18 protein-coding genes and 1 tRNA gene are annotated in these 18,173 nt (G+C 59.0%); 6 read left to right on the plus strand and 13 right to left on the minus strand.

Features of this window, described 5'->3' with window-relative positions; all coding sequences use genetic code 11:
* Positions 1–47: 47 nt before the first annotated feature.
* The 3 genes from AC30D7_RS18825 to AC30D7_RS18835 form a co-directional block, all read right to left on the minus strand.
* Positions 48–842, minus strand: coding sequence for a carbon-nitrogen hydrolase family protein (locus AC30D7_RS18825; protein WP_490135070.1), 795 nt, complete (start codon positions 840–842; stop codon positions 48–50).
* Positions 843–854: 12 nt separating this feature from the next.
* The gene (locus AC30D7_RS18830; RefSeq protein ID WP_490135071.1) at positions 855–2,537 is read right to left on the minus strand and encodes a flavin monoamine oxidase family protein; all 1,683 of its coding nucleotides are present in this window, start codon (positions 2,535–2,537) and stop codon (positions 855–857) included.
* A 217-nt stretch (positions 2,538–2,754) separates the two neighbouring features.
* Complete coding sequence (locus AC30D7_RS18835) at positions 2,755–3,216, minus strand: Lrp/AsnC family transcriptional regulator (RefSeq protein WP_007980298.1); 462 nt, start codon at positions 3,214–3,216, stop codon at positions 2,755–2,757.
* 137 nt (positions 3,217–3,353) lie between these two features.
* Between AC30D7_RS18835 and AC30D7_RS18840 the strand changes: the two genes are divergently transcribed.
* The gene (locus tag AC30D7_RS18840) at positions 3,354–4,016 is read left to right on the plus strand and encodes a peptidase M41 (RefSeq protein WP_490135072.1); all 663 of its coding nucleotides are present in this window, start codon (positions 3,354–3,356) and stop codon (positions 4,014–4,016) included.
* 97 nt (positions 4,017–4,113) lie between these two features.
* On the opposite strand, the gene AC30D7_RS18845 is transcribed toward AC30D7_RS18840, so the two are convergent.
* Positions 4,114–4,422 carry a DUF3077 domain-containing protein gene (locus AC30D7_RS18845; protein ID WP_019580722.1) on the minus strand — a complete coding sequence of 103 codons (309 nt, stop codon included), beginning with the start codon at positions 4,420–4,422 and terminating at the stop codon, positions 4,114–4,116.
* A gap of 450 nt (positions 4,423–4,872) precedes the next feature.
* On the opposite strand from AC30D7_RS18845, the gene AC30D7_RS18850 reads away from it, so the two are divergent.
* Positions 4,873–5,067, plus strand: a complete 195-nt coding sequence (locus tag AC30D7_RS18850) for a hypothetical protein (protein ID WP_019580723.1) — start codon at positions 4,873–4,875, stop codon at positions 5,065–5,067.
* Positions 5,068–5,192: 125 nt separating this feature from the next.
* A complete protein-coding gene (locus AC30D7_RS18855; RefSeq protein ID WP_007936539.1) occupies positions 5,193–5,378 on the plus strand; it encodes a hypothetical protein in 186 nt (61 codons plus the stop codon).
* Positions 5,379–5,766: 388 nt separating this feature from the next.
* Here AC30D7_RS18855 and AC30D7_RS18860 read toward each other — a convergent pair whose 3' ends face one another.
* From AC30D7_RS18860 to rpsU, 8 genes are all read right to left on the minus strand, one after another.
* Positions 5,767–6,009 (minus strand): hypothetical protein, encoded by a 243-nt coding sequence (locus AC30D7_RS18860; RefSeq protein WP_054594326.1) that lies wholly within the window; start codon positions 6,007–6,009, stop codon positions 5,767–5,769.
* Positions 6,010–6,019: 10 nt separating this feature from the next.
* Positions 6,020–6,160: a hypothetical protein gene (locus AC30D7_RS18865; protein WP_310660899.1), complete on the minus strand. Its 141-nt coding sequence runs from the start codon at positions 6,158–6,160 to the stop codon at positions 6,020–6,022.
* Positions 6,157–6,519 (minus strand): hypothetical protein, encoded by a 363-nt coding sequence (locus AC30D7_RS18870; protein ID WP_490135073.1) that lies wholly within the window; start codon positions 6,517–6,519, stop codon positions 6,157–6,159. The genes AC30D7_RS18865 and AC30D7_RS18870 overlap by 4 nt, the downstream gene beginning before the upstream one ends.
* Positions 6,520–6,865: 346 nt before the next feature.
* Positions 6,866–6,942, minus strand: a tRNA-Ile gene (locus tag AC30D7_RS18875).
* A gap of 15 nt (positions 6,943–6,957) precedes the next feature.
* Positions 6,958–10,704 carry a bifunctional diguanylate cyclase/phosphodiesterase gene (locus AC30D7_RS18880; protein ID WP_490135074.1) on the minus strand — a complete coding sequence of 1,249 codons (3,747 nt, stop codon included), beginning with the start codon at positions 10,702–10,704 and terminating at the stop codon, positions 6,958–6,960.
* Between the two features lie 123 nt (positions 10,705–10,827).
* Positions 10,828–12,675, minus strand: a complete 1,848-nt coding sequence (rpoD, locus tag AC30D7_RS18885; RefSeq protein ID WP_490135075.1) for an RNA polymerase sigma factor RpoD — start codon at positions 12,673–12,675, stop codon at positions 10,828–10,830.
* A gap of 67 nt (positions 12,676–12,742) precedes the next feature.
* On the minus strand, positions 12,743–14,710 hold the full coding sequence (dnaG, locus tag AC30D7_RS18890) for a DNA primase (RefSeq protein ID WP_018928839.1): 1,968 nt from the start codon (positions 14,708–14,710) through the stop codon (positions 12,743–12,745).
* A gap of 482 nt (positions 14,711–15,192) precedes the next feature.
* Positions 15,193–15,408: a 30S ribosomal protein S21 gene (gene rpsU / locus AC30D7_RS18895; protein ID WP_002551877.1), complete on the minus strand. Its 216-nt coding sequence runs from the start codon at positions 15,406–15,408 to the stop codon at positions 15,193–15,195.
* Between the two features lie 199 nt (positions 15,409–15,607).
* Between rpsU and tsaD the strand changes: the two genes are divergently transcribed.
* Positions 15,608–16,633, plus strand: coding sequence for a tRNA (adenosine(37)-N6)-threonylcarbamoyltransferase complex transferase subunit TsaD (gene tsaD, locus AC30D7_RS18900; protein WP_490135076.1), 1,026 nt, complete (start codon positions 15,608–15,610; stop codon positions 16,631–16,633).
* 23 nt (positions 16,634–16,656) lie between these two features.
* Here tsaD and plsY read toward each other — a convergent pair whose 3' ends face one another.
* Positions 16,657–17,226, minus strand: a complete 570-nt coding sequence (plsY, locus tag AC30D7_RS18905) for a glycerol-3-phosphate 1-O-acyltransferase PlsY (protein ID WP_490135077.1) — start codon at positions 17,224–17,226, stop codon at positions 16,657–16,659.
* Between the two features lie 74 nt (positions 17,227–17,300).
* Here plsY and folB point away from each other — a divergent pair, with 74 nt between their 5' ends.
* Both folB and folK read left to right on the plus strand, forming a co-directional pair.
* Positions 17,301–17,654: a dihydroneopterin aldolase gene (folB, locus tag AC30D7_RS18910; RefSeq protein WP_490135078.1), complete on the plus strand. Its 354-nt coding sequence runs from the start codon at positions 17,301–17,303 to the stop codon at positions 17,652–17,654.
* Positions 17,645–18,163: a 2-amino-4-hydroxy-6-hydroxymethyldihydropteridine diphosphokinase gene (gene folK, locus AC30D7_RS18915; protein WP_490135079.1), complete on the plus strand. Its 519-nt coding sequence runs from the start codon at positions 17,645–17,647 to the stop codon at positions 18,161–18,163. Before folB ends, folK begins: the two co-directional genes overlap by 10 nt.
* Positions 18,164–18,173 lie beyond the last annotated feature (10 nt).

Raw genomic sequence — 18,173 nt, forward strand, 5'->3', positions numbered from 1 at the left:
TTCCACACTGCGCCGGGGAAACTGATTGAGAACGCCCCCTAAGTGGATCAGCGCTTGTTCAGCGCGCCGTAAAGCTCGGGACGGCGATCGAGGAAGTAGCGATTGGCAGCGCGGGAATCGATCATCAGCTGGCGATCCAGCTCACCGACAATCAGTGCTTCATCAAGGCCGGCCTGGGCGATACGGCTTCCATCCGGCGCGGCGATGCTGCTCTGGCCGCAATACTGGATCTCGCCCTCGCTCCCGCAGTAGTTGGCGTAAGCCACATAACACTGGTTTTCGAAGGCCCGGGCGCGGACGGTGACGTCGGCGATGAAATCGTAGGGAATCATGTTCGCCGTCGGCACCAGGATCAACTCGGCTCCGGCCAACGCCAAACGCCGGGCGTTCTCCGGGAATTCCAGGTCGTAGCAGATCAAAAAGCCAAGCTTCCAGCCGTTGAGTTCAACCAACGGAAACTCATCCGGCCCGGGGCTGAACATCGAGTGATCGAGGTCACCGAACAGATGAGTCTTGCGGTAGTTGCACAGCCGCTCGCCATTGGCGTCGATCAACTGCACGGCGTTGTAGATCTGCCCGTCCTCGGTACGCTCGGGGTAGCCATACAAAATGGCGATCCCGGCTGCCTTGGCGATGCGCGCGATGTGCTGCGCCGATTCACCGTTGTGCACCTCCGCCAGCACGCTGACGGCGTCTATGCCGATGTTGTAGCCGGTCAGGAACATCTCCGGTACCACCAGCAAGTCCGCGCCCTTGGCCTCCAGCGCCAGTTGATGCAGGCGTTGCAGGTTGCCTGGGACATCCAGGGGCAGCGGTGGACATTGGTAAAGGGCTACGCGCATTTCGGATTCCTCTTACTCGGGCAGGGCGATCGGACCGATTTCGTTGAACACATCTCCTGGACCCGGGTTTTCGGCGTGAGTTTCACCGCCGAAGTGTTTCATGATGCCCCACACCGCGTTGAGCGAGGTCTGCACCGCGCCTTCAACCCACGCCGGCGTCCACGAAACGTCATCGCCGGCGATGAAAATCCCGCGTTGCTCGGGCGGCATGTCGTCCTGCATGAAGTGCGCGTACATGCGCTGGTTGTAGCGGTAGTGACCGGGCAGGGCGCCTTTGAAGGCTCCGAGGAAATGTGGGTCGGCTTCCCACGACACGGTGATCGGATCGCCGATGATCCGCGCGGCGATGTCGACTTTCGGGTAGATCTTCTTCAGCGCATCCAGCGCCAGCTTCACGCGCTTTTCCACTGGCTGTGGAAGCATTTTCAGGGCGTCGCTCATCCACGAGTACGACAGGCAAATCACCCCAGGCTTGTCGTCGCCGTTATCGAACAAGTACGTGCCACGGGTCAGGCGATCAGTGAGGGTCATGCTCATCAGGTCGCGGCCGGTTTCCGGGTCTTTGTCCTTCCAGAACGGGCGGTCGACCATCACAAAAGTTTTCGACGACTGCATGTAGCGAGTGCGGTCCAGGGCCATCCACATCTTTTGCGAGAACAGGCTCTCGTCGCATTCGATTTGGGTGGTCAGCAGCCAGCTCTGGCAAGTGGTCAGCACCGCTGCGTATTCGCGCGTATCGCCCCAGTTGTCGGTGACCGCAAAACGGCCGCCTGCCGCATGGGCAATTTTCTTCACGCCGGTACGTGGCGCGCCGTTGTGCAGCGAGCTAAGGCTGGTGCCTTCCGGCCAGTGCACGCAACGCTCCGGCACATGGCGCCAGATACCCTGCGGCACTTGTTCCACGCCGCCGACCACCAGGTGTTGGTGATCGTCGCAGTTGGTCATTACCACGCGGAAGATTTCCAGCATCGAGTTGGGGAAGTCCGAGTCCCAGCCACCGGTGCCGAAACCGACCTGGCCGAACACTTCGCGATGATGGAACGATAGCTTGGCGAAGGCTTTGGAGGTGGCGACGAAATCGTAGAACGTGCGGTCGTCCCACAACGGCACGAGGGTGTTCCACAATTCCTTGAGGCGCGGCACGTCGCGATCACGGATCGCTTGCTGGATCTCGCCGAAGCGCGAACCGTCTTCCAGGGCATCGGCCCAGGCGTCAGCGACTTCCTGGAACAGTGCAGGAAGATCCGCCAGTTTCTGTGCGTAATGGGTTTTGCCTTCCAGATCGATCACCGTGCTGCCAGACGCGGGTGTCAATGGGTTCGGGAAGGGCTTTGTCTCGAGGCCGAGCTTGTCGACGTAGTGGTAAAACGCAGTAGAAGACACCGGGAAACGCATGCCGCCGAGCTCGGCGATGATGCCTTCGGCACCGTTGAACGCCTGGGAGCGCAGACGACCGCCCATTTTCGAGGCTTCGTAGACGACCGGTTTGAGGCCCAGTTTCATCAGTTCATAGGCGGCCACCAGACCGGCAATGCCAGCCCCGACAATCGCCACTTCGGCGCCGTGATTGTGCGTTGGAATGCTCCCCAGGCCGGCCGGGTGCTCGATCCAGTCGTCGAAGGCGAAAGGAAAATCCGGGCCGAAAATAGTGACTGGTTTTTTACCGTCTGCAGGATGGCGATTGTTCTTGTTCATGGCTGACCTTGCTGGCGACCCGACGCAGGATGCGCGTCTGAGTATAGGAAAAGATGGCAGCCATTCTAGAGAGCGTAGAACACGTTAATAAGACGCAATGTGTCGTCGTTTTGCTAATTGTTTTATCAATATGACGATATATCACTACATATTGTAGGTGTGAGCAGTGCGGCGATCCGACTTGCCCGCGATGAGGCCCGACCAGACACCGAAGGCCTCAAACCGGCTGCCCTCGATCAATCTTGCTGCTCAGGATGATCGAAGTCGTCGTCTTCTCCACCCCATCTACACTTCCAATCTGATCCAGCAACTGATCCAGCTGCTCCGGCGAATCGGTGCGCAACCACGCCACATAATCAAACTCGCCACTCACCGCACACAGCTGCTGCACCTGAGCCATGGCGCTAAGTCGTCGCAGCACTTCCTTGCCAGACCTCGGTTGCACCGTAATCCCGACGTAAGCCTGCAATCCGCCATCCACCACACGCTGACCCAGTCGCACACCGTAACCGGTGATCACCTTGGCCTTTTCCAACCGTGCCAGGCGCGAAGTGACGGTGGTGCGGGCGATGCCCAGCTGCCGGGCGAGCATGGCCACACTTTCACGGGCATTGATCTGCAGGGCGGCGATCAATTGGCGGTCGATTTCGTCGAGAACGGGCGGGCGAGTGTCAGGCAAAGGGGTATCTCCAGCGGTACAGAGCAATGGGCAGGCATATTACAGGCAGTCCATGCCCTCAACGGGTTAATTGGATGGACACAAATTCTCACTCGTAGTCGAATGCGTAACCAGGAGCTGCGAAGCGAGGGGATGAAATGAAGGGTATGCCTGCGGCTCTGCGCGACTATGCATTGCAAATTGCCAATCACGAAATGGGGCATTACGTCGTAGCCCGAGCCCTGGGTTTTGAAACGGGTGATGTGACCCTGAAAGTGACCATGGGCCTGACGCATCATGGCGGGGCCTCCATTACCTTGACGCGGTCCATTTCGTCGCTCGAAGCCATGAAGGAACATTTGGAAGCCCGCATAATGGTCCTCTGCGCCGGCGCCATGGCGCAGACCTTGCCTGCAAAGCACTCGCCCGAGAAACGCGTCCATAAGTCGAAAGCGGCAGCCATCCTGAACGGAGAGTTTGGAGCGGAACAGGATCACGCAAAAATAAGAGAGTTGCGGTACTTGCTTCGAAACATCGCCTATCCCGATACGGATCCAGCGTCGTCTGATCGCATCATTGCTGAGCTGACAGAAATTAATGATCGCTTGTGGTTGCGCACTCAAGAAATCGTCGAAGAATTGGCCGAGACGATTACTGGATTGGCAGGACTTTTGGTGGAGCGCATGGTCATTGTTGAGCAGTGGGGGCGGCCGGCGGATACGTATGAGGTTGTGTTGACCGGTGAAGTGCTTGAGCGGCTGGGCCCCGTGCAGGCCATTCCAATGTTGAGTGTTTGGCCCGCCGCGCCGCACTCCCTGTAGCAGCAGGCTTCGCCAGCTGCTACAGATTGCATTAAGGCTTAACTGACGGGCATTACCCCTAGTTCCTACTCGGGGCTGATCCCACGGTTTTCGGCCGCTATTCTTCGGACTCCGTCGCGGTCCGGGCAGGTCGCGGTGTCAGCACTTTCACCACATCATCAATCACCGCTTTGCTCATCGCCGTCAGATAGTGCGCGGCCCAGGCGTGGCGGTCGGTGTCTTTTGCGTAGGCTGCGTCCTCGGCAAATGATTTGGCGAGGGATAGCAGGTCGGAGGTTTGAGTCAATGCGTCGAGGATGGGGACGCCAGCGCTGACGTGGAACAGTGGCTGATCCGAGCAATAGGTGAAGGGCGTGAGGCCGATGGTTTTCAGTTCGGAAGCTGCGGGCGGAATTGTTTTGGTCATGGTTCTACTCCTGGGTTCGAGGAGCTGCCCTTTTCGTTACCACACGAAAAGGTGGCAGCTGTACGCAGGGTGGTAAACCGGGAACCAAGGAAACCGGCACGCCCGAGGGCGTCCCACGCACAGCCGCCATATCAAGATCACAGGCATAAAAACTGCCTGTATTCGTAATGAGTGCACTGTTGTGCTGGTTTCACCGGGTTACCACACCCGATCGCTGCATTGGCAGCGACGTCTGGAGAGTATCCCGTCGAAGAAAAGCCCAACAAGGCGGCAAAGTGCCCAAATGCGCCCATTACGCAATTCTCGGAGTTTGCCTACAACGTTAGCGGACGTCATCCGATAACCCACCATCTGCGCAAAATATAACCTAGACGGCAGACAGGAAAAATGACGCACGACCCGCCTCGGAGCAGCGCACATGGTGCGACCCGAGCTCCGACAGGATGACTGATGCTACAGAATGACCGCGATAATCTGGAACTCGATAAGCTCCAAGTCGAAATCCGGAAATTCATGGCCGAGACCCGCAAGTTTATGGCCGAAGAAAGCAAGCTTAGACAGGAAGCTTTTTGGTATCCGTTTGCGGTGGGCGTCGGTCTGGTCACCGCCTTCGTCGCCGCTGTCGGGCTGTGGTCCAAGCTCTAATACCGAGCCCGTCAGAGCGCAGCCAATCATCGGCGGCACTTGAGTTTTGCCACGGAGCAGCTCACCGTATCCAACTAGGGTAAGCGCATTAGGCAGAGCCCGTGATCCACACAGGAAGAAGCAGTATGTCCACACCCCCCACGACTCAAGCCAGCATTGAGCAGTTGCACCGAGACGTGGCCGCCTTGGCTGAAGACATGCGTAGCCCGGCCCCCACCGCGACCCGAGCGATACTACTGCCGTTCGGGCTCGGCGCCGCTCTGGCCCTGGTGACCTTTGCTGTCGTCGCCTTGGTGGCTCGGCTGGTCTGAACCCTAAAATCAAACCTCAATCTCAGAAAGCCAAAAGCCGCGCATTAGCGCGGCTTTCTTGTTTGGTGGGCCCACACAGACTTGAACCGTGGACCAAAGGATTATGAGTTGCTGGGCGAGCTGGTATGCCTAGAGAAAGCGTTCGTAGGTGAACGTAGGTTGGCATAGCTGGAGGCCCCGTAATACGTGGCGTTAAGCGTAATTTTGAGAAGGCTGCTCAAGCTGAGTACTGTACCGTGGTTGTACTGATTTTGCGGCCTATGTTCAAAGTAACCCCCAATCCGCCGGCAAGGTCCAACGCTAAGATCATCGATCAACGCGCTGTTGATCGACTGTTGTCCCATATGATTTTGGGTCAGAGACGGCACCGAGAAATCGTGCCAGGGCTTCAGTCCCCCTCCGTGAACCGCCGCCGCGTCAGGAAAAGCACCACGCCCAGCGGCACGGCCAGCAGTGCTAGCAGCTCCAGGTCAAAGCCCAGCACCTGCTGCTCACCAACCTTGAAGATGCTGACCAAGCCCGTTGCCAGCAGCGCCAAACCCAGCCACTTGCGCAGCGGGTATGGTTTCAGAAACTGAACGAGGATCGCGCCCAGCACCAGAAGGACGACAGTTTGCATGATGTAGGGCATGTGCAGTTCCTCAGACCTTGATGACCAGCGTCACGACAGAGCGCTGTGGGCCAATCCCGCCATGGACCTCTCCCTCGATGCTGACCAGCACGTCACCTGCATGCAGGTTCGGCAGGGCCCCTTTGAGGTACCAGTTGACACCTGTCGTCACGACTGCACCTGAAGCCCAGCCAATGAGCGGCCCGCCAACGCACCTACCCTCCCGGCAACGCCACCTGAGACCGCAGCAATTCCCTTGGCGACGTTGCCGCGCATAGTGCTGATAGCATCGGCCTGCTGCCGGGTCAGGGGATTGGAAATGCAGACTGTCAGCAGGCATGGCAGGTTTCGAGTCTGCATTCGGTCGTACATATAGACGACCATGCTGTTGACTTGGTAATGGGCGCGTTTCGCTTCGCCAAAGTGCAGCTCGCGCAGGCGACCTCGGTCGCTTTCCATGAGGGTGATTTGAGACAGATTGAAGACGATCCCTTCCTCGGACCTGTACTGCGTGGTCTTCTCGAACTTCATGCGCGTATCCATTCGTGCAAAAAGACGATGATTTTCAACAAGCGGTGACTAAGATGCAAACGGTCTTTGATGTGAGGCCCCGGGGAATTTGACGTCTGCACGGGTCTCATCGCCAGCGAGCCAACTCCCCGGCAGATAGCACCTCAAACTGGTGTCATGTATCTGTGGAGATCGATGGTGAGGATGTTGAGGGGTGGGTATACCGTCCATTCACGCTCGGTATCTGATAGAGCCAGCGGTCTCTGTAGACGTTTTGTGGACACTGATAGTGAATTGAACGGAAATGATCCATCGAGAGTGAATGTCTCAGATGCACAAAAGCCGCGCAATGCGCGGCTTTTGAGTTTGGTGGGCCCACACGGACTTGAACCGTGGACCAAAGGATTATGAGTCCTCTGCTCTAACCAACTGAGCTATAGGCCCTCAGTAGGCCGCGGATTATAGCGATGGTTTCTCGGCTGTGCTATCCGAAAAATCCGATACGGCTATACGAAGAAACGTCGCGGCGAATTCGTCGGGGGAAAGTGGCAGGCTGACGATGTAGCCCTGGATCTGTTCGCAGCCTTCGGTGGTGAGGAATTGTTGCTGGGCATGGGTTTCGACGCCTTCGGCGATGACGGTGAATTGCATGCTGCGGCCCAGGGCGATGATTGCGCGGACAATCGCCGCGTCGTGCGGGTCGTCCGGCAAGCCGCGGACGAAGGACTGGTCGATTTTGAGGATGTCCAGCGGCAGGCGCTTGAGGTAGCTCAGGGACGAATAGCCGGTGCCGAAATCATCGATCGCCAGCTGCACACCCAGGCGTTTGAGTTGGTGCAGCACCGCCAGCGCTTCCTCAGCCTGGCTCATGATGAAGTTTTCGGTAATTTCCAGTTGCAGAAAATCAGGTTTGAGGCGGTTGTCCTTGAGCAGCTGCTCGATCCGACCGAGCAGGTTCGGCTGGCGTAACTGAGCACCTGCGAGGTTGACCGAGAGTGGGCCGAGGCACTCATAGACCTGACTCCACTCGTACATCTGCCGGCAGGCGGTCTCCAGTACCCAGTCACCGATTTGCAGGATCATGCCGTTTTCTTCGGCCAGGGGAATGAAGTGCTCGGGGGGCACATCGCCGAAGGTCGGGTGATGCCAGCGAATCAGCGCTTCGGCACCGACCAGCCGATGATCCTTGAGGCTGATTTTGGGCTGGTAGTACAAAAACAGCTCATTGCGCTCGATGGCGCGTCGCAATTCATGCTCCAGCGCCACGCGCTCGCTGGCCTGGGCGGTGAGGTCGCGGGTGTAGCTTTCGACCCGGTTACGGCCCTTGGCCTTGGAACGATACATCGCGGCATCGGCGTTCTTGACCAGCGTGGCAACGTCGCAGCCGTCCTTGGGATACAGGCTGGTGCCGATACTGGCGCTGATGAAAAACTCGTGCTCGCCGGCCTGGAAAGGGGCGCTGAAGCAATTGAGCAGCTTGGTGGCAATGTTGTCGGCATCGCTGGCCTGTTGCAGGCCGGGGAGCAGGATGATGAATTCGTCGCCACCCAGCCGCGCCACGGTGTCGATATCGCGCAACTGCTCCTTGAGGCGTACGGCGATGCCTTTGAGCAGCAGGTCACCGACCGGGTGACCGAGGCTGTCGTTGATGTGTTTGAAGCGGTCCAGGTCCAGGAATAGCACGGCGCCTTGGCCACCGTTTTCCTGCTGGTTGTTCAGCGCGGTCAGCAGGCGGCTTTCGAACAGTGTGCGATTCGGCAGGCCGGTCAGCGGATCGTGGTGCGCCTGGTAGTCGAGTTTGGCTTGCGCATGCTTGAGGCTGGAAATGTCCGCGAACACCGCGACAAAGTGGGTGATGAGTTTGTCCCGGTTGCGCACGGCGCTGATGGTCAGCCAGCTCGGGTAGAGCTCGCCGTTCTTGCGCCGGTTGGAAATCTCGCCTTGCCAATGACCTTCGGCGGTCAGTTGATGCCACATCGCCGCATAGAAGGCGCTGTCGTGCAGGCCTGAGGCGAGCAGGCGAGGGGTGTGGCCCAGTGCTTCGGTCTCGCTGTAGCCGGTGATTTCGGTGAAGGCCCGATTGACTGCGCTGATGTGCTGTTGGGTGTCGGTGATCAAGACACCCTCGGCGGTGCTTTCGAACACGGTGGCGGCCTGTTGCAGTTTTTCCTGCATCAGGTGCCGCTCGGTGATGTCCCGGGCGATGGTCAGCATGCAGTCTTCATCGCCGATAGGCAGCGGCCGGCTTGAAACTTCGCAGAGCCGGATCTGCCCGTCCTTGCGGCGGATGTGGCAACTGAAGTCGCGGACGAAACCATCCCGGTGCAGCAATTCGAGCATCTGTTTGCGCTCGTTGAGATTGACCCAGATCCCCAGATCCAGCGCCGACCGATCCACAGACATCGCGCTGTTGAATCCGGTAATGCGGCTGAAACCTTCATTGACTTCCAATAGCAGGCCGTCGCTCTGCCGGGACAGCAGCAAGCCGTCAGGGGAGGCGTGGAAAGCCTTGGCGAATTTCTCTTCGGAGGTTTGCAGTTGCTGCTGGGTTTCCTTGAGCTGACTGATATCTCGTACGACGACCACTAGGGCCGGGGTTGTATCGAGGTCGAAAGGCTCGGCGGAGATCAGGCCGGTGAACACCTGGCCATTGCTGCGGCGAAAGGGCATCTCCAGGTTGCGGATGCTGCCGGCCTGCAACCGCTGTAGCAAACCCGGTCCTACGCCAGGAACGCCCCAGATATTCAGGTCGGTGGCGGTCTGGCCGATGACGTCTTCGGCCTTGAGGCCGATCTGCTCCTCGAACGCTTCGTTGACTTCCAGCAGGCAGCCATCGGAAAGCCGTGCGATCACCAGAATATCCGGGCATTGCTGGAACACTGAGGCGAACTTCTGCTCCGACAGGCGCAGCGCCTCTTCGGTGCGCTTGGCTTCGCTGATGTCGATCATCAGCCCGCGCAGGACCGGTTCATGGCCGTGTTCGATCAGGCTGACGATATCGCGGACCCACAGACAGCGGCCGTCAGCGGTGATGACCCGGTAATCGACGCTGTGATCGCGCCCGGCCGCCACTTCGCGGTCGCAGAAGGCCTGAGCGCGGGTGAGGTCCGCGGGGTGGATGATGTTGCGCCAGAAGCCCGGAATCAGCCAATGGGACAGGGGGTAACCGAGGAGATCCTGGGCGTGGGGTGACACGTAGCTGTAGGTGTAATCGCTGATCTGCGCTTCCCAGGCGATGGCTGAAAGACTCTCCACCAGCCCGCGGTAATGGTATTCGCTGCTGCGCAGTTCCTGTTCCAGGTCGACCCTGCGGGCAATTTCCGAACTCAGTCGGCGATTGATCCGGATCACCACTGCCAGCACGGTCATCAGAGCCAATAGTCCTGGCAGGCCGTAAACCAGCACGTCGGACCAGAAGGTCCGATGGTCCAGGACGTTACCGACCCAATGCTCCTGGATGGCGCTGATTTCACTCGGACTCATGTCTGCCAGGACTTTGTCCAGGATGCTGACCAACAGCTTGTCGTTCGGGGGGACGGCCATCGCCAATTGGTAGCGGTAGGGCGTCTCACCGCTGACGTAGAGCCCGTCGAGCTTGAGCTGGCGCAGACTCCAGACGCTGGAGGCTAGGTCGCCCACGACGGCGTCCACGGCGTCGGTGGCAAGCGCCTGCAGCGCCGAGCTGACGTTGGGCATCGCCACCAGATTCAGATCGGGATGGTGGGTGCGCAACAGTTCATGGGGAGCGTAGTTTTCCACCACGGCGATCTTCAGCCCGTACAGGTCTTCGAGTTTGCGTGGTTGGGGGCCGCCGACGTGGGCCAGAATGACAATCGGAAAATCGAGGTAGGGGCGGGTGAAAGACAGATAGGTCTGGCGTTCCGGGGTCGACATGATGCCCGGCAAGATGTCTAGCTTGCCTTGTTTGGCCTGCTGCAGCACTTCAGTCCAACTGACCGGTTCGATGGGCGTGAGTTTGATCGCCAGCCGTTGCCGGATGACGTTGATATAGTCCGCTGCCAGGCCCTGATAACGCCCATGATCGTCGCGAAATTCAAACGGCGGCCAGGACGCATCCACGCCCAGGCGCAATTCCGGATGAGCCGCCAGCCAACTACGTTCTTCATCGGTCAGAGTCAGCGCGCCAGCCGTTGCGGTCCAGGTCATCAGCGACAGCAAAAAAAGCACGGTCGACCATCTGGGCATAACGCTCTCGTTATGGCTTGGGGGGAATGTTTCGAGTGTAGACGGGCTATTCGGAGGGGGGGACGTGCGGGGCATTTAATCTGCATAAAGCAAAACCCCCGGCCTGGGCCGGGGGTTTTGTGATCACTCGTCGAGGAAGGAGCGCAAATGCTCGCTTCTCGTCGGGTGGCGCAGCTTGCGCAGCGCCTTGGCTTCGATCTGACGAATCCGTTCACGGGTCACGTCGAACTGCTTACCAACCTCCTCAAGGGTGTGGTCGGTATTCATATCGATACCGAAGCGCATGCGCAGAACCTTGGCTTCACGGGCAGTGAGGCCGGACAGGACTTCGCGAGTCGCTTCTTTAAGGCTCTCAACGGTAGCGACATCGATTGGCGACTGCATGGTCGAGTCTTCGATGAAGTCACCCAGATGGGAGTCTTCGTCATCACCGATCGGGGTTTCCATGGAGATCGGCTCTTTAGCGATCTTCAATACCTTGCGGATCTTGTCCTCAGGCATTTCCATGCGTTCGCCCAGCTCTTCCGGGGTCGGTTCGCGACCCATTTCCTGCAACATCTGCCGGGAAATACGGTTGAGCTTGTTGATCGTCTCGATCATGTGCACCGGAATACGGATGGTGCGGGCCTGGTCGGCGATCGAGCGAGTGATCGCCTGACGGATCCACCAGGTGGCATAAGTCGAGAATTTGTAGCCACGGCGGTATTCGAACTTGTCTACCGCTTTCATCAAGCCAATGTTGCCTTCCTGGATCAGATCGAGGAACTGCAGGCCACGGTTGGTGTACTTCTTGGCGATGGAGATCACCAGACGCAAGTTCGCTTCGACCATCTCTTTCTTCGCGCGGCGGGCCTTGGCCTCACCGATCGACATGCGACGGTTGATGTCCTTGATCTCGGCGATCGTCAAACCGGTTTCGGTTTCCAGCGCGGTCAGCTTCTGCTGGCAACGAATGATGTCCGGTTGCAGGCGACCAATGGCTTCAGCGTATTTGCTTTTGCCTTTGGCCAGTGCATCGCTCCAGCTCTCGTCGACTTCGTTGCCCGGGAACTGGCGCAGGAAGTCGGCACGCGGCATGCGGGCGTCACGAACGCACAGTTGCATGATCGCGCGCTCTTGCTGACGCAGACGATCCAGGGCACTGCGAACACGCTCGACCAGGCCTTCGAATTGCTTCGGCACCAGTTTGATCGGCATGAACAGCTCGGCCAGGGCCAACAGCTCGGCAATCGCTGCCTTGTTGTGGCGACCGTGCTTTTTCAGCGCCTTGCGGGTGATTTCCATCTGATCAGCAACAGCGCCAAAGCGCTGTGCGGCGATGATCGGATCCGGACCGCTTTCGGCTTCTTCTTCGTCATCGCTCGCTTCGGCGTCATCGTCGTCGGTGTCGTCGTCCGCTTTAACGGCTTTCGAATCGACAGGCGGCGGCACTTCGGCTGCAGGCGGCGCAATGCCGTCGTCCGGGTCGATATAACCGCTCAGGACGTCGGACAGGCGGCCACCTTCGGTGGTGACGCGAGTGTACTCGGAGAGAATATGGTCAACCGTGCCAGGGAAGTGCGCGATTGCGCCCATCACTTCGCGGATGCCCTCTTCAATACGCTTGGCGATTTCGATTTCGCCTTCACGTGTGAGGAGCTCTACCGTACCCATTTCACGCATGTACATGCGCACTGGGTCGGTGGTGCGACCAATGTCGGTCTCGACCGCTGCCAACGCTGCTGCTGCCTCTTCGGCCGCGGCTTCGTCGGTATCGGCGTCGGCCAGCATAAGGGAATCCTTATCTGGCGCAACCTCGAATACGTTGATCCCCATGTCATTGATCATGCGGATGATGTCTTCCACCTGTTCCGGATCTGAAATATCCTCCGGCAGGTGGTCGTTGACCTCCGCGTAAGTCAGGTAGCCCTGCTCACGACCAAGTGTGATCAACTCTTTGATACGAGACTGCTGTTGCGCTTTTCCGGACATAACACCCTATCCACTGAAGGTCTTGGCGGGCAAAAAACAAGCCGAGGATTATACCTGAGCTATGACCTCACGCGCCAGTTGAGGTCGGGTTTGATGCGCAAACATTGCGGCTTAAAAGGTCGCGCAGTTGATTTTTCTCTTCGGCACTCAACTCACTTTGACGCGCTTTTCGAAGAAGTTGTTCCAGATTTCGCTCGCGTTGGCGGGCTGACAAGCTAGTAATGGTGTCGAAAAACTGTTGTTCAAGGTTATCTCCATCAATCAGCCATTCCTTTTCTGCCAGCGCTTTCAGCAGTCGGCCCTGTTCAGTGCCGTGCCAGCGCGCAATCAGTTGAAATGAGTTTAGCTTGGGATTCTTCTGTACGGCTTCGAGCAGGGCGACCAGCAGTTGCGTGTTAGTGTGGTCTTCGGCCGCAAAGTGCCCGGCATCCTCGACTTTTTCGGCCAATTGCGGGTGATGCAGCAACGTGCGCAAGGCGGCCAGGGTGGGTGGCTCTACAGCAGCCGGTACTCGTGGCGCGCGTGGTTGATCGCGATCGCCGCCACGTTTGCCGTTCTTGTCCCACGGCTTCTTGTCCCATTTTTTGCCGCCGGCTCCCGGTTTCTTCGGCGTCCACTCCTGCTGCGGCACATACATCTCCTGCGCCTGCGGCTGATGGTAGTCGCTGTAATCCGGCATGGCGTCGTAATCAATGCCCGGGTCGTACGCCGGTGGTGCTTCTTGAGGTGCGCTTTGCACCAGTTGGCTCACGGCTTCACCGCTGAGCCCGGTAATTTCGGTCAGGCGCTGGCGCATCAGAATGCGCAGGTTGGCGCCCGGGACTTTGTCGATCAGTGGCGCGGCGAGGGTGGCCATGTGGGCCTTGCCTTCCAGCGAGCGCGGGTCCGATTCCTCGGTCAGCTGTTGGAAAAAATAATCGGCCAATGGCTGTGCATGCTGATTGATCCGCGCGCGGAAGGCGTCAGTGCCTTCGGAGCGGACCAGCGTGTCCGGGTCTTCGCCTTCGGGCAGGAATAGAAAGCGTGCGCGCCGTCCGTCCTGCAGGCTCGGCAACGTCGCTTCCAGTGCACGCCAGGCAGCGTTGCGGCCGGCCTGGTCGCCGTCGAAGCAGAACAGTACGTTGGGTACGACGCGAAACAGTCGCTTCAAGTGCTCTTCGCTGGTGGCGGTGCCCAGGGTTGCCACAGCATTGCGCAGGCCTTGCTGGGCGAGGGCGATGACGTCCATGTAGCCTTCGACGACGATGATTTCGTCGAGGTTGCGGTTGTTCTTGCGCGCTTCGTAAAGGCCATAGAGTTCCTGGCCCTTATGGAAAACCGGGGTTTCCGGTGAGTTCAGGTATTTCGGCTTGTCGTCGCCCAGTACCCGGCCGCCGAAGGCGATGATGCGCCCGCGACTGTCGCGGATCGGGAACATCACGCGATCGCGGAAGCGGTCATAGCGCTTGCCGGTTTCGGCGTTCTCCACCAGCAGGCCGGCATCGATCATGGCCTTTTGCTGCAGGGTGTCGCTGCTCAGATGCTTGAACAGATTATCCCAGCCGGGCGGAGCGAATCCGAGGCCGAAATCCCGAGCAATTTCGCCGGTCAATCCACGACCTTTCAAGTAATCCACGGCCGCTTTGCGCGCCGGGTGGCTTTTCAGGGCCTGGCGGTAAAAATCGGCGGCAGCGGTGAGCAGCGGATACAGCGGCGAATCGGTGGGCTGCCGCGGTTTGTGCGGGCGGCCGCTTTCTTCGCGGGGAATTTCCATGCCGGCGGCTTTGGCCAGTTCTTCGACAGCCTGGGGGAAGTCCAGATTGTCGTGGTCCATGATGAAGCCGAGGGCGTTGCCGCCAGCGCCGCAGCCGAAGCAGTAATAGAACTGTTTGTCGGGGCTGACGCTGAAGGAGGGGGTTTTCTCTTTATGAAACGGGCAGCAGGCGGTGTAGTTCTTGCCGGCCTTTTTCATTTGCAGGCGCGAGCTGACCACGTCGACGATGTCGGTGCGGTTCAGAAGGTCGTCAATGAAGCTCTGGGGAATTAGCCCGGCCATGGCGTTCTCGTCATCTGCGCTGAAATGGACCCGAAACGAAGGGCGGCCGAACGCGGGTCATTGTTTGAGGCGCGCAGTGTGTGCGGCTCGACCGGTGTCGCGTGCGTAATCGCTGTCGGGAAGTGTATCTGCCGAAAATCCACTGACGTTAGTACCAATCAGCATTCGACTATATGAAAGTGTTTCGCTGAGTCCGGCGACGGCCAGTCAATGGCCTCGGATAGCTCATAAGCGGGCACGCAAGAAGGCGCCTTGGGCTGATCGTCGTGAGAGGAATCAGTGGGTGTGCTCGTCAGTAGCCTTGAAAGGCTCGTCAGAAAAGACGTGCACCGCTGGCAAAAGAGCCAGGTCTGACGCTGTGAAGCAGGTTTGTCTCGGTCGCGTCTGCGGCTTTGACGGTGAAGCATCAAGCGTTTTCCGCAAATGCCATTAGCCCGGCTGAGGGCCGGGCTTGGCAGAAGCTTGCTACGATCGTCTGTGTATTAGTACAGACGAACGGCGCGGCGCTGTTCGCGCTGTACTTTCTTGGCGTGACGCTTAACAGCGGCTGCTGCTTTGCGCTTACGCTCAGAAGTAGGCTTCTCGTAAAATTCGCGGCTACGAACTTCAGCCAGTACACCGGCTTTTTCGCAGGAGCGCTTGAAACGACGCAGAGCTACGTCGAAGGGTTCGTTCTCTTTAACTTTGACGGCTGGCATCCAGAGCTACCTTCATTCATTACCGGGGTCAACATCCTCGCGGCAAAAGAGCACTTGAAGACGTCGGTTTTTAAGGGTTGCGGATGTTAACCCCTCATCGCTCGGAATGCAAAGCCTCTGATCGAAAACCGCTGGTCGGGGCATCACGCGACGACTATTATGCGCGCCTTCGAATTCAGCCTCTACAAGGCGCAAACCCATGCTAGTACTGGGATTAGAAACCTCTTGCGACGAAACCGGCGTCGCGCTTTACGACAGTGAACGCGGGTTGTTGGCCGATGCGCTGTTCAGTCAGATCGACCTGCATCGCGCCTATGGCGGCGTGGTACCGGAGCTGGCTTCGCGCGATCACGTCAAACGCATGCTGCCCTTGATCCGTCAGGTGCTGGCGGAGGCCGACTGCGTGCCGACCGAGATCGACGCCATTGCTTATACCGCCGGCCCCGGCCTGGTCGGAGCCTTGCTGGTAGGGGCTTCCTGCGCGCAGGCGCTGGCATTTGCCTGGGGTATCCCGGCGTTGGGCGTGCACCACATGGAAGGTCACTTGCTGGCGCCGATGCTGGAGCCGCAACCACCGGAGTTCCCGTTCGTCGCTTTATTGGTCTCGGGAGGTCATACGCAGCTGGTTCAGGTCGACGGGATCGGTCAGTACACGCTCTTGGGTGAGACCCTCGACGATGCCGCCGGCGAAGCGTTCGACAAAACCGCAAAAATGATGGGCCTCAATTATCCGGGCGGTCCGGAGATCGCTCGTCTGGCGGCGCAAGGCGTTGACGGACGTTTCATCTTTCCGCGCCCGATGTGTGATCGTCCGGGCCTGGCGTTCAGCTTCAGCGGTTTGAAAACCTTCGCCTTGAACACCTGGCAGCAATGCATCAGCGCCGGGGACGACGGCGAGCAAGCCCGTTGCGACATCTCGCTGGCGTTCCAGCAGGCCGTGGTGGAGACTTTGACCATCAAGTGCAAGCGTGCCCTGAAACAGGCCGGCATGAAGCGTCTGGTGATCGCTGGCGGCGTCAGCGCCAACAAGGCGCTGCGCACTTCACTGGAAAAAATGCTCGGCGACATGAAGGGCGACGTGTTTTATGCCCGTCCGGAGTTCTGCACCGACAATGGCGCGATGATTGCGTTTGCCGGCTGCCAGCGCTTGCAGGCCGGTCAGCATGAAAGCCTGGCGATCAGCGTGCAGGCGCGTTGGCCAATGGAACAGTTGTCGGCGCTGTGATGAACGGCTCTCACATGTGGCATTTAAAAATGCCGTTCGCGTCCGGCAAACAGGTCGCGTAGATTGCCGCGATGACGCCAGACGATCAGCCCCGTGAGTGCGCTCATGGGCAGCAGTGCCGCCGGTTCTTGCCAGGCGAGCAACGGCAGGGTCAGTGGTGTGGCGATCAGGGCGGCGAGTGAGCTGGTGCGGGTCAGGTAGAACGTCAGCAGCCAGGCACAGATCGCCAGCAGCGCAGCGGGTGGATAGAGCCCCAGCAGCATGCCGGCCGCGGTGGCGACACCTTTGCCGCCGCGAAAGCGAAAGTACAGCGGAAACAGGTGGCCGATGACGGCGCAGACGCCGATCCAGGCTTGCTCCTGCAGTGAAAGGCCCATTGCACCTGCGACCAGCACGGGCAGCAGGCCTTTGCAGAGGTCGCCGAGCAAGGTCAGGGTGGCGAGTTTCTTGCCGGCGAGGCGAAACATATTGGTGGCACCGGCATTACCCGAGCCACTCATTCGCGGATCGGGGTTACCGGTCAGGCGGCTGAGCAAAATGGCGAAGGACAGAGAGCCGAGCAGGTAGGCGAAAATCGCCATTGACCAAAACATGCTAACTATTCCGGGCGAGGACGCCCTGATTCTAACGGCGCATTGCGCCCTTGTCGTGCAGCGGAGAGAAGTGCTTGGACAGAGTGTTTATCGAGGGCCTGGAAGTCGACACCGTGATTGGTGCCTACGACTGGGAACGAGGCATCCGACAGTGTCTGCGACTTGATCTGAGCTTCGCCTGGGACAATCGTCCGGCTGCTGCGGGTGATGACCTGACCCTGGCGCTCGACTACGCGAGCGTTTCGTCACGCATCCAGGCTTTTGCCGAGCAGGCGCAGTTCCAGCTGGTCGAGACGTTTGCCGAGCGTCTGACGCAAGTGCTGATGAGTGAGTTCAATATCACCTGGATGCACCTCAAACTGACCAAGCCAGGTGCCGTTCCGGCGGCCAAGGGCGTGGGTGTGGAGATCGAGCGCGGATGTCGCTGACTCAGGTGTATCTCGGGCTCGGTAGCAATATCGAGCGCGAATCCCATTTGCAGGCAGGCCTGGACGCCCTGGCGGGTTTCCTGGTGGATATGCGCTGCTCGGCGGTGTTCGAAAGCCAGCCGGTGGGGATCAAGAGCGGGCCGTTTTTTAACTTTGTGGTCTCGGCCTATACCGATCTGCCGCTGATGGAGCTGGATCGGCGGCTGAAATTCATCGAAGCGGATAACGGCCGTTACGCGCCGGACCGCAAGGGCTTGCCGCTGGATATCGACGTGTTGTTGTACGGCGATCTGGTGGGTAACTTCGATGGCTTGATCTTGCCCAGGGCAGAGATTCTGAAAAATGCCTTCGTGCTGTGGCCGTTGTCGCTGATTGCGCCGGACAGAGTGCATCCGGGCGTAGGCAAAAGCTTTGCGGCCTTGTGGAGTGAGGCGCAGATCGACCAGGTGTTGGCGCCAGTGGCGTTTGAGTGGCGTGGTCAGCAGTTGACCCCCTTGAATCTGCTGTGATCTTGCTGAC

Source organism: Pseudomonas sp. DF5, assembly GCF_058148225.1.

What these genes read in the sequence shown, in the direction of transcription:
- AC30D7_RS18825 (WP_490135070.1), bottom strand. Translation starts at nt 842, where the DNA reads ATGCGCGTAGCCCTTTACCAATGTCCACCGCTGCCCCTGGATGTCCCA.
- AC30D7_RS18830 (WP_490135071.1), bottom strand. Translation starts at nt 2,537, where the DNA reads ATGAACAAGAACAATCGCCATCCTGCAGACGGTAAAAAACCAGTCACT.
- AC30D7_RS18840 (WP_490135072.1), top strand. Translation starts at nt 3,354, where the DNA reads ATGAAGGGTATGCCTGCGGCTCTGCGCGACTATGCATTGCAAATTGCC.
- AC30D7_RS18845 (WP_019580722.1), bottom strand. Translation starts at nt 4,422, where the DNA reads ATGACCAAAACAATTCCGCCCGCAGCTTCCGAACTGAAAACCATCGGC.
- AC30D7_RS18850 (WP_019580723.1), top strand. Translation starts at nt 4,873, where the DNA reads ATGCTACAGAATGACCGCGATAATCTGGAACTCGATAAGCTCCAAGTC.
- AC30D7_RS18855 (WP_007936539.1), top strand. Translation starts at nt 5,193, where the DNA reads ATGTCCACACCCCCCACGACTCAAGCCAGCATTGAGCAGTTGCACCGA.
- AC30D7_RS18860 (WP_054594326.1), bottom strand. Translation starts at nt 6,009, where the DNA reads ATGCCCTACATCATGCAAACTGTCGTCCTTCTGGTGCTGGGCGCGATC.
- AC30D7_RS18870 (WP_490135073.1), bottom strand. Translation starts at nt 6,519, where the DNA reads ATGAAGTTCGAGAAGACCACGCAGTACAGGTCCGAGGAAGGGATCGTC.
- AC30D7_RS18880 (WP_490135074.1), bottom strand. Translation starts at nt 10,704, where the DNA reads ATGCCCAGATGGTCGACCGTGCTTTTTTTGCTGTCGCTGATGACCTGG.
- rpoD (WP_490135075.1), bottom strand. Translation starts at nt 12,675, where the DNA reads ATGTCCGGAAAAGCGCAACAGCAGTCTCGTATCAAAGAGTTGATCACA.
- dnaG (WP_018928839.1), bottom strand. Translation starts at nt 14,710, where the DNA reads ATGGCCGGGCTAATTCCCCAGAGCTTCATTGACGACCTTCTGAACCGC.
- rpsU (WP_002551877.1), bottom strand. Translation starts at nt 15,408, where the DNA reads ATGCCAGCCGTCAAAGTTAAAGAGAACGAACCCTTCGACGTAGCTCTG.
- tsaD (WP_490135076.1), top strand. Translation starts at nt 15,608, where the DNA reads ATGCTAGTACTGGGATTAGAAACCTCTTGCGACGAAACCGGCGTCGCG.
- plsY (WP_490135077.1), bottom strand. Translation starts at nt 17,226, where the DNA reads ATGTTTTGGTCAATGGCGATTTTCGCCTACCTGCTCGGCTCTCTGTCC.
- folK (WP_490135079.1), top strand. Translation starts at nt 17,645, where the DNA reads ATGTCGCTGACTCAGGTGTATCTCGGGCTCGGTAGCAATATCGAGCGC.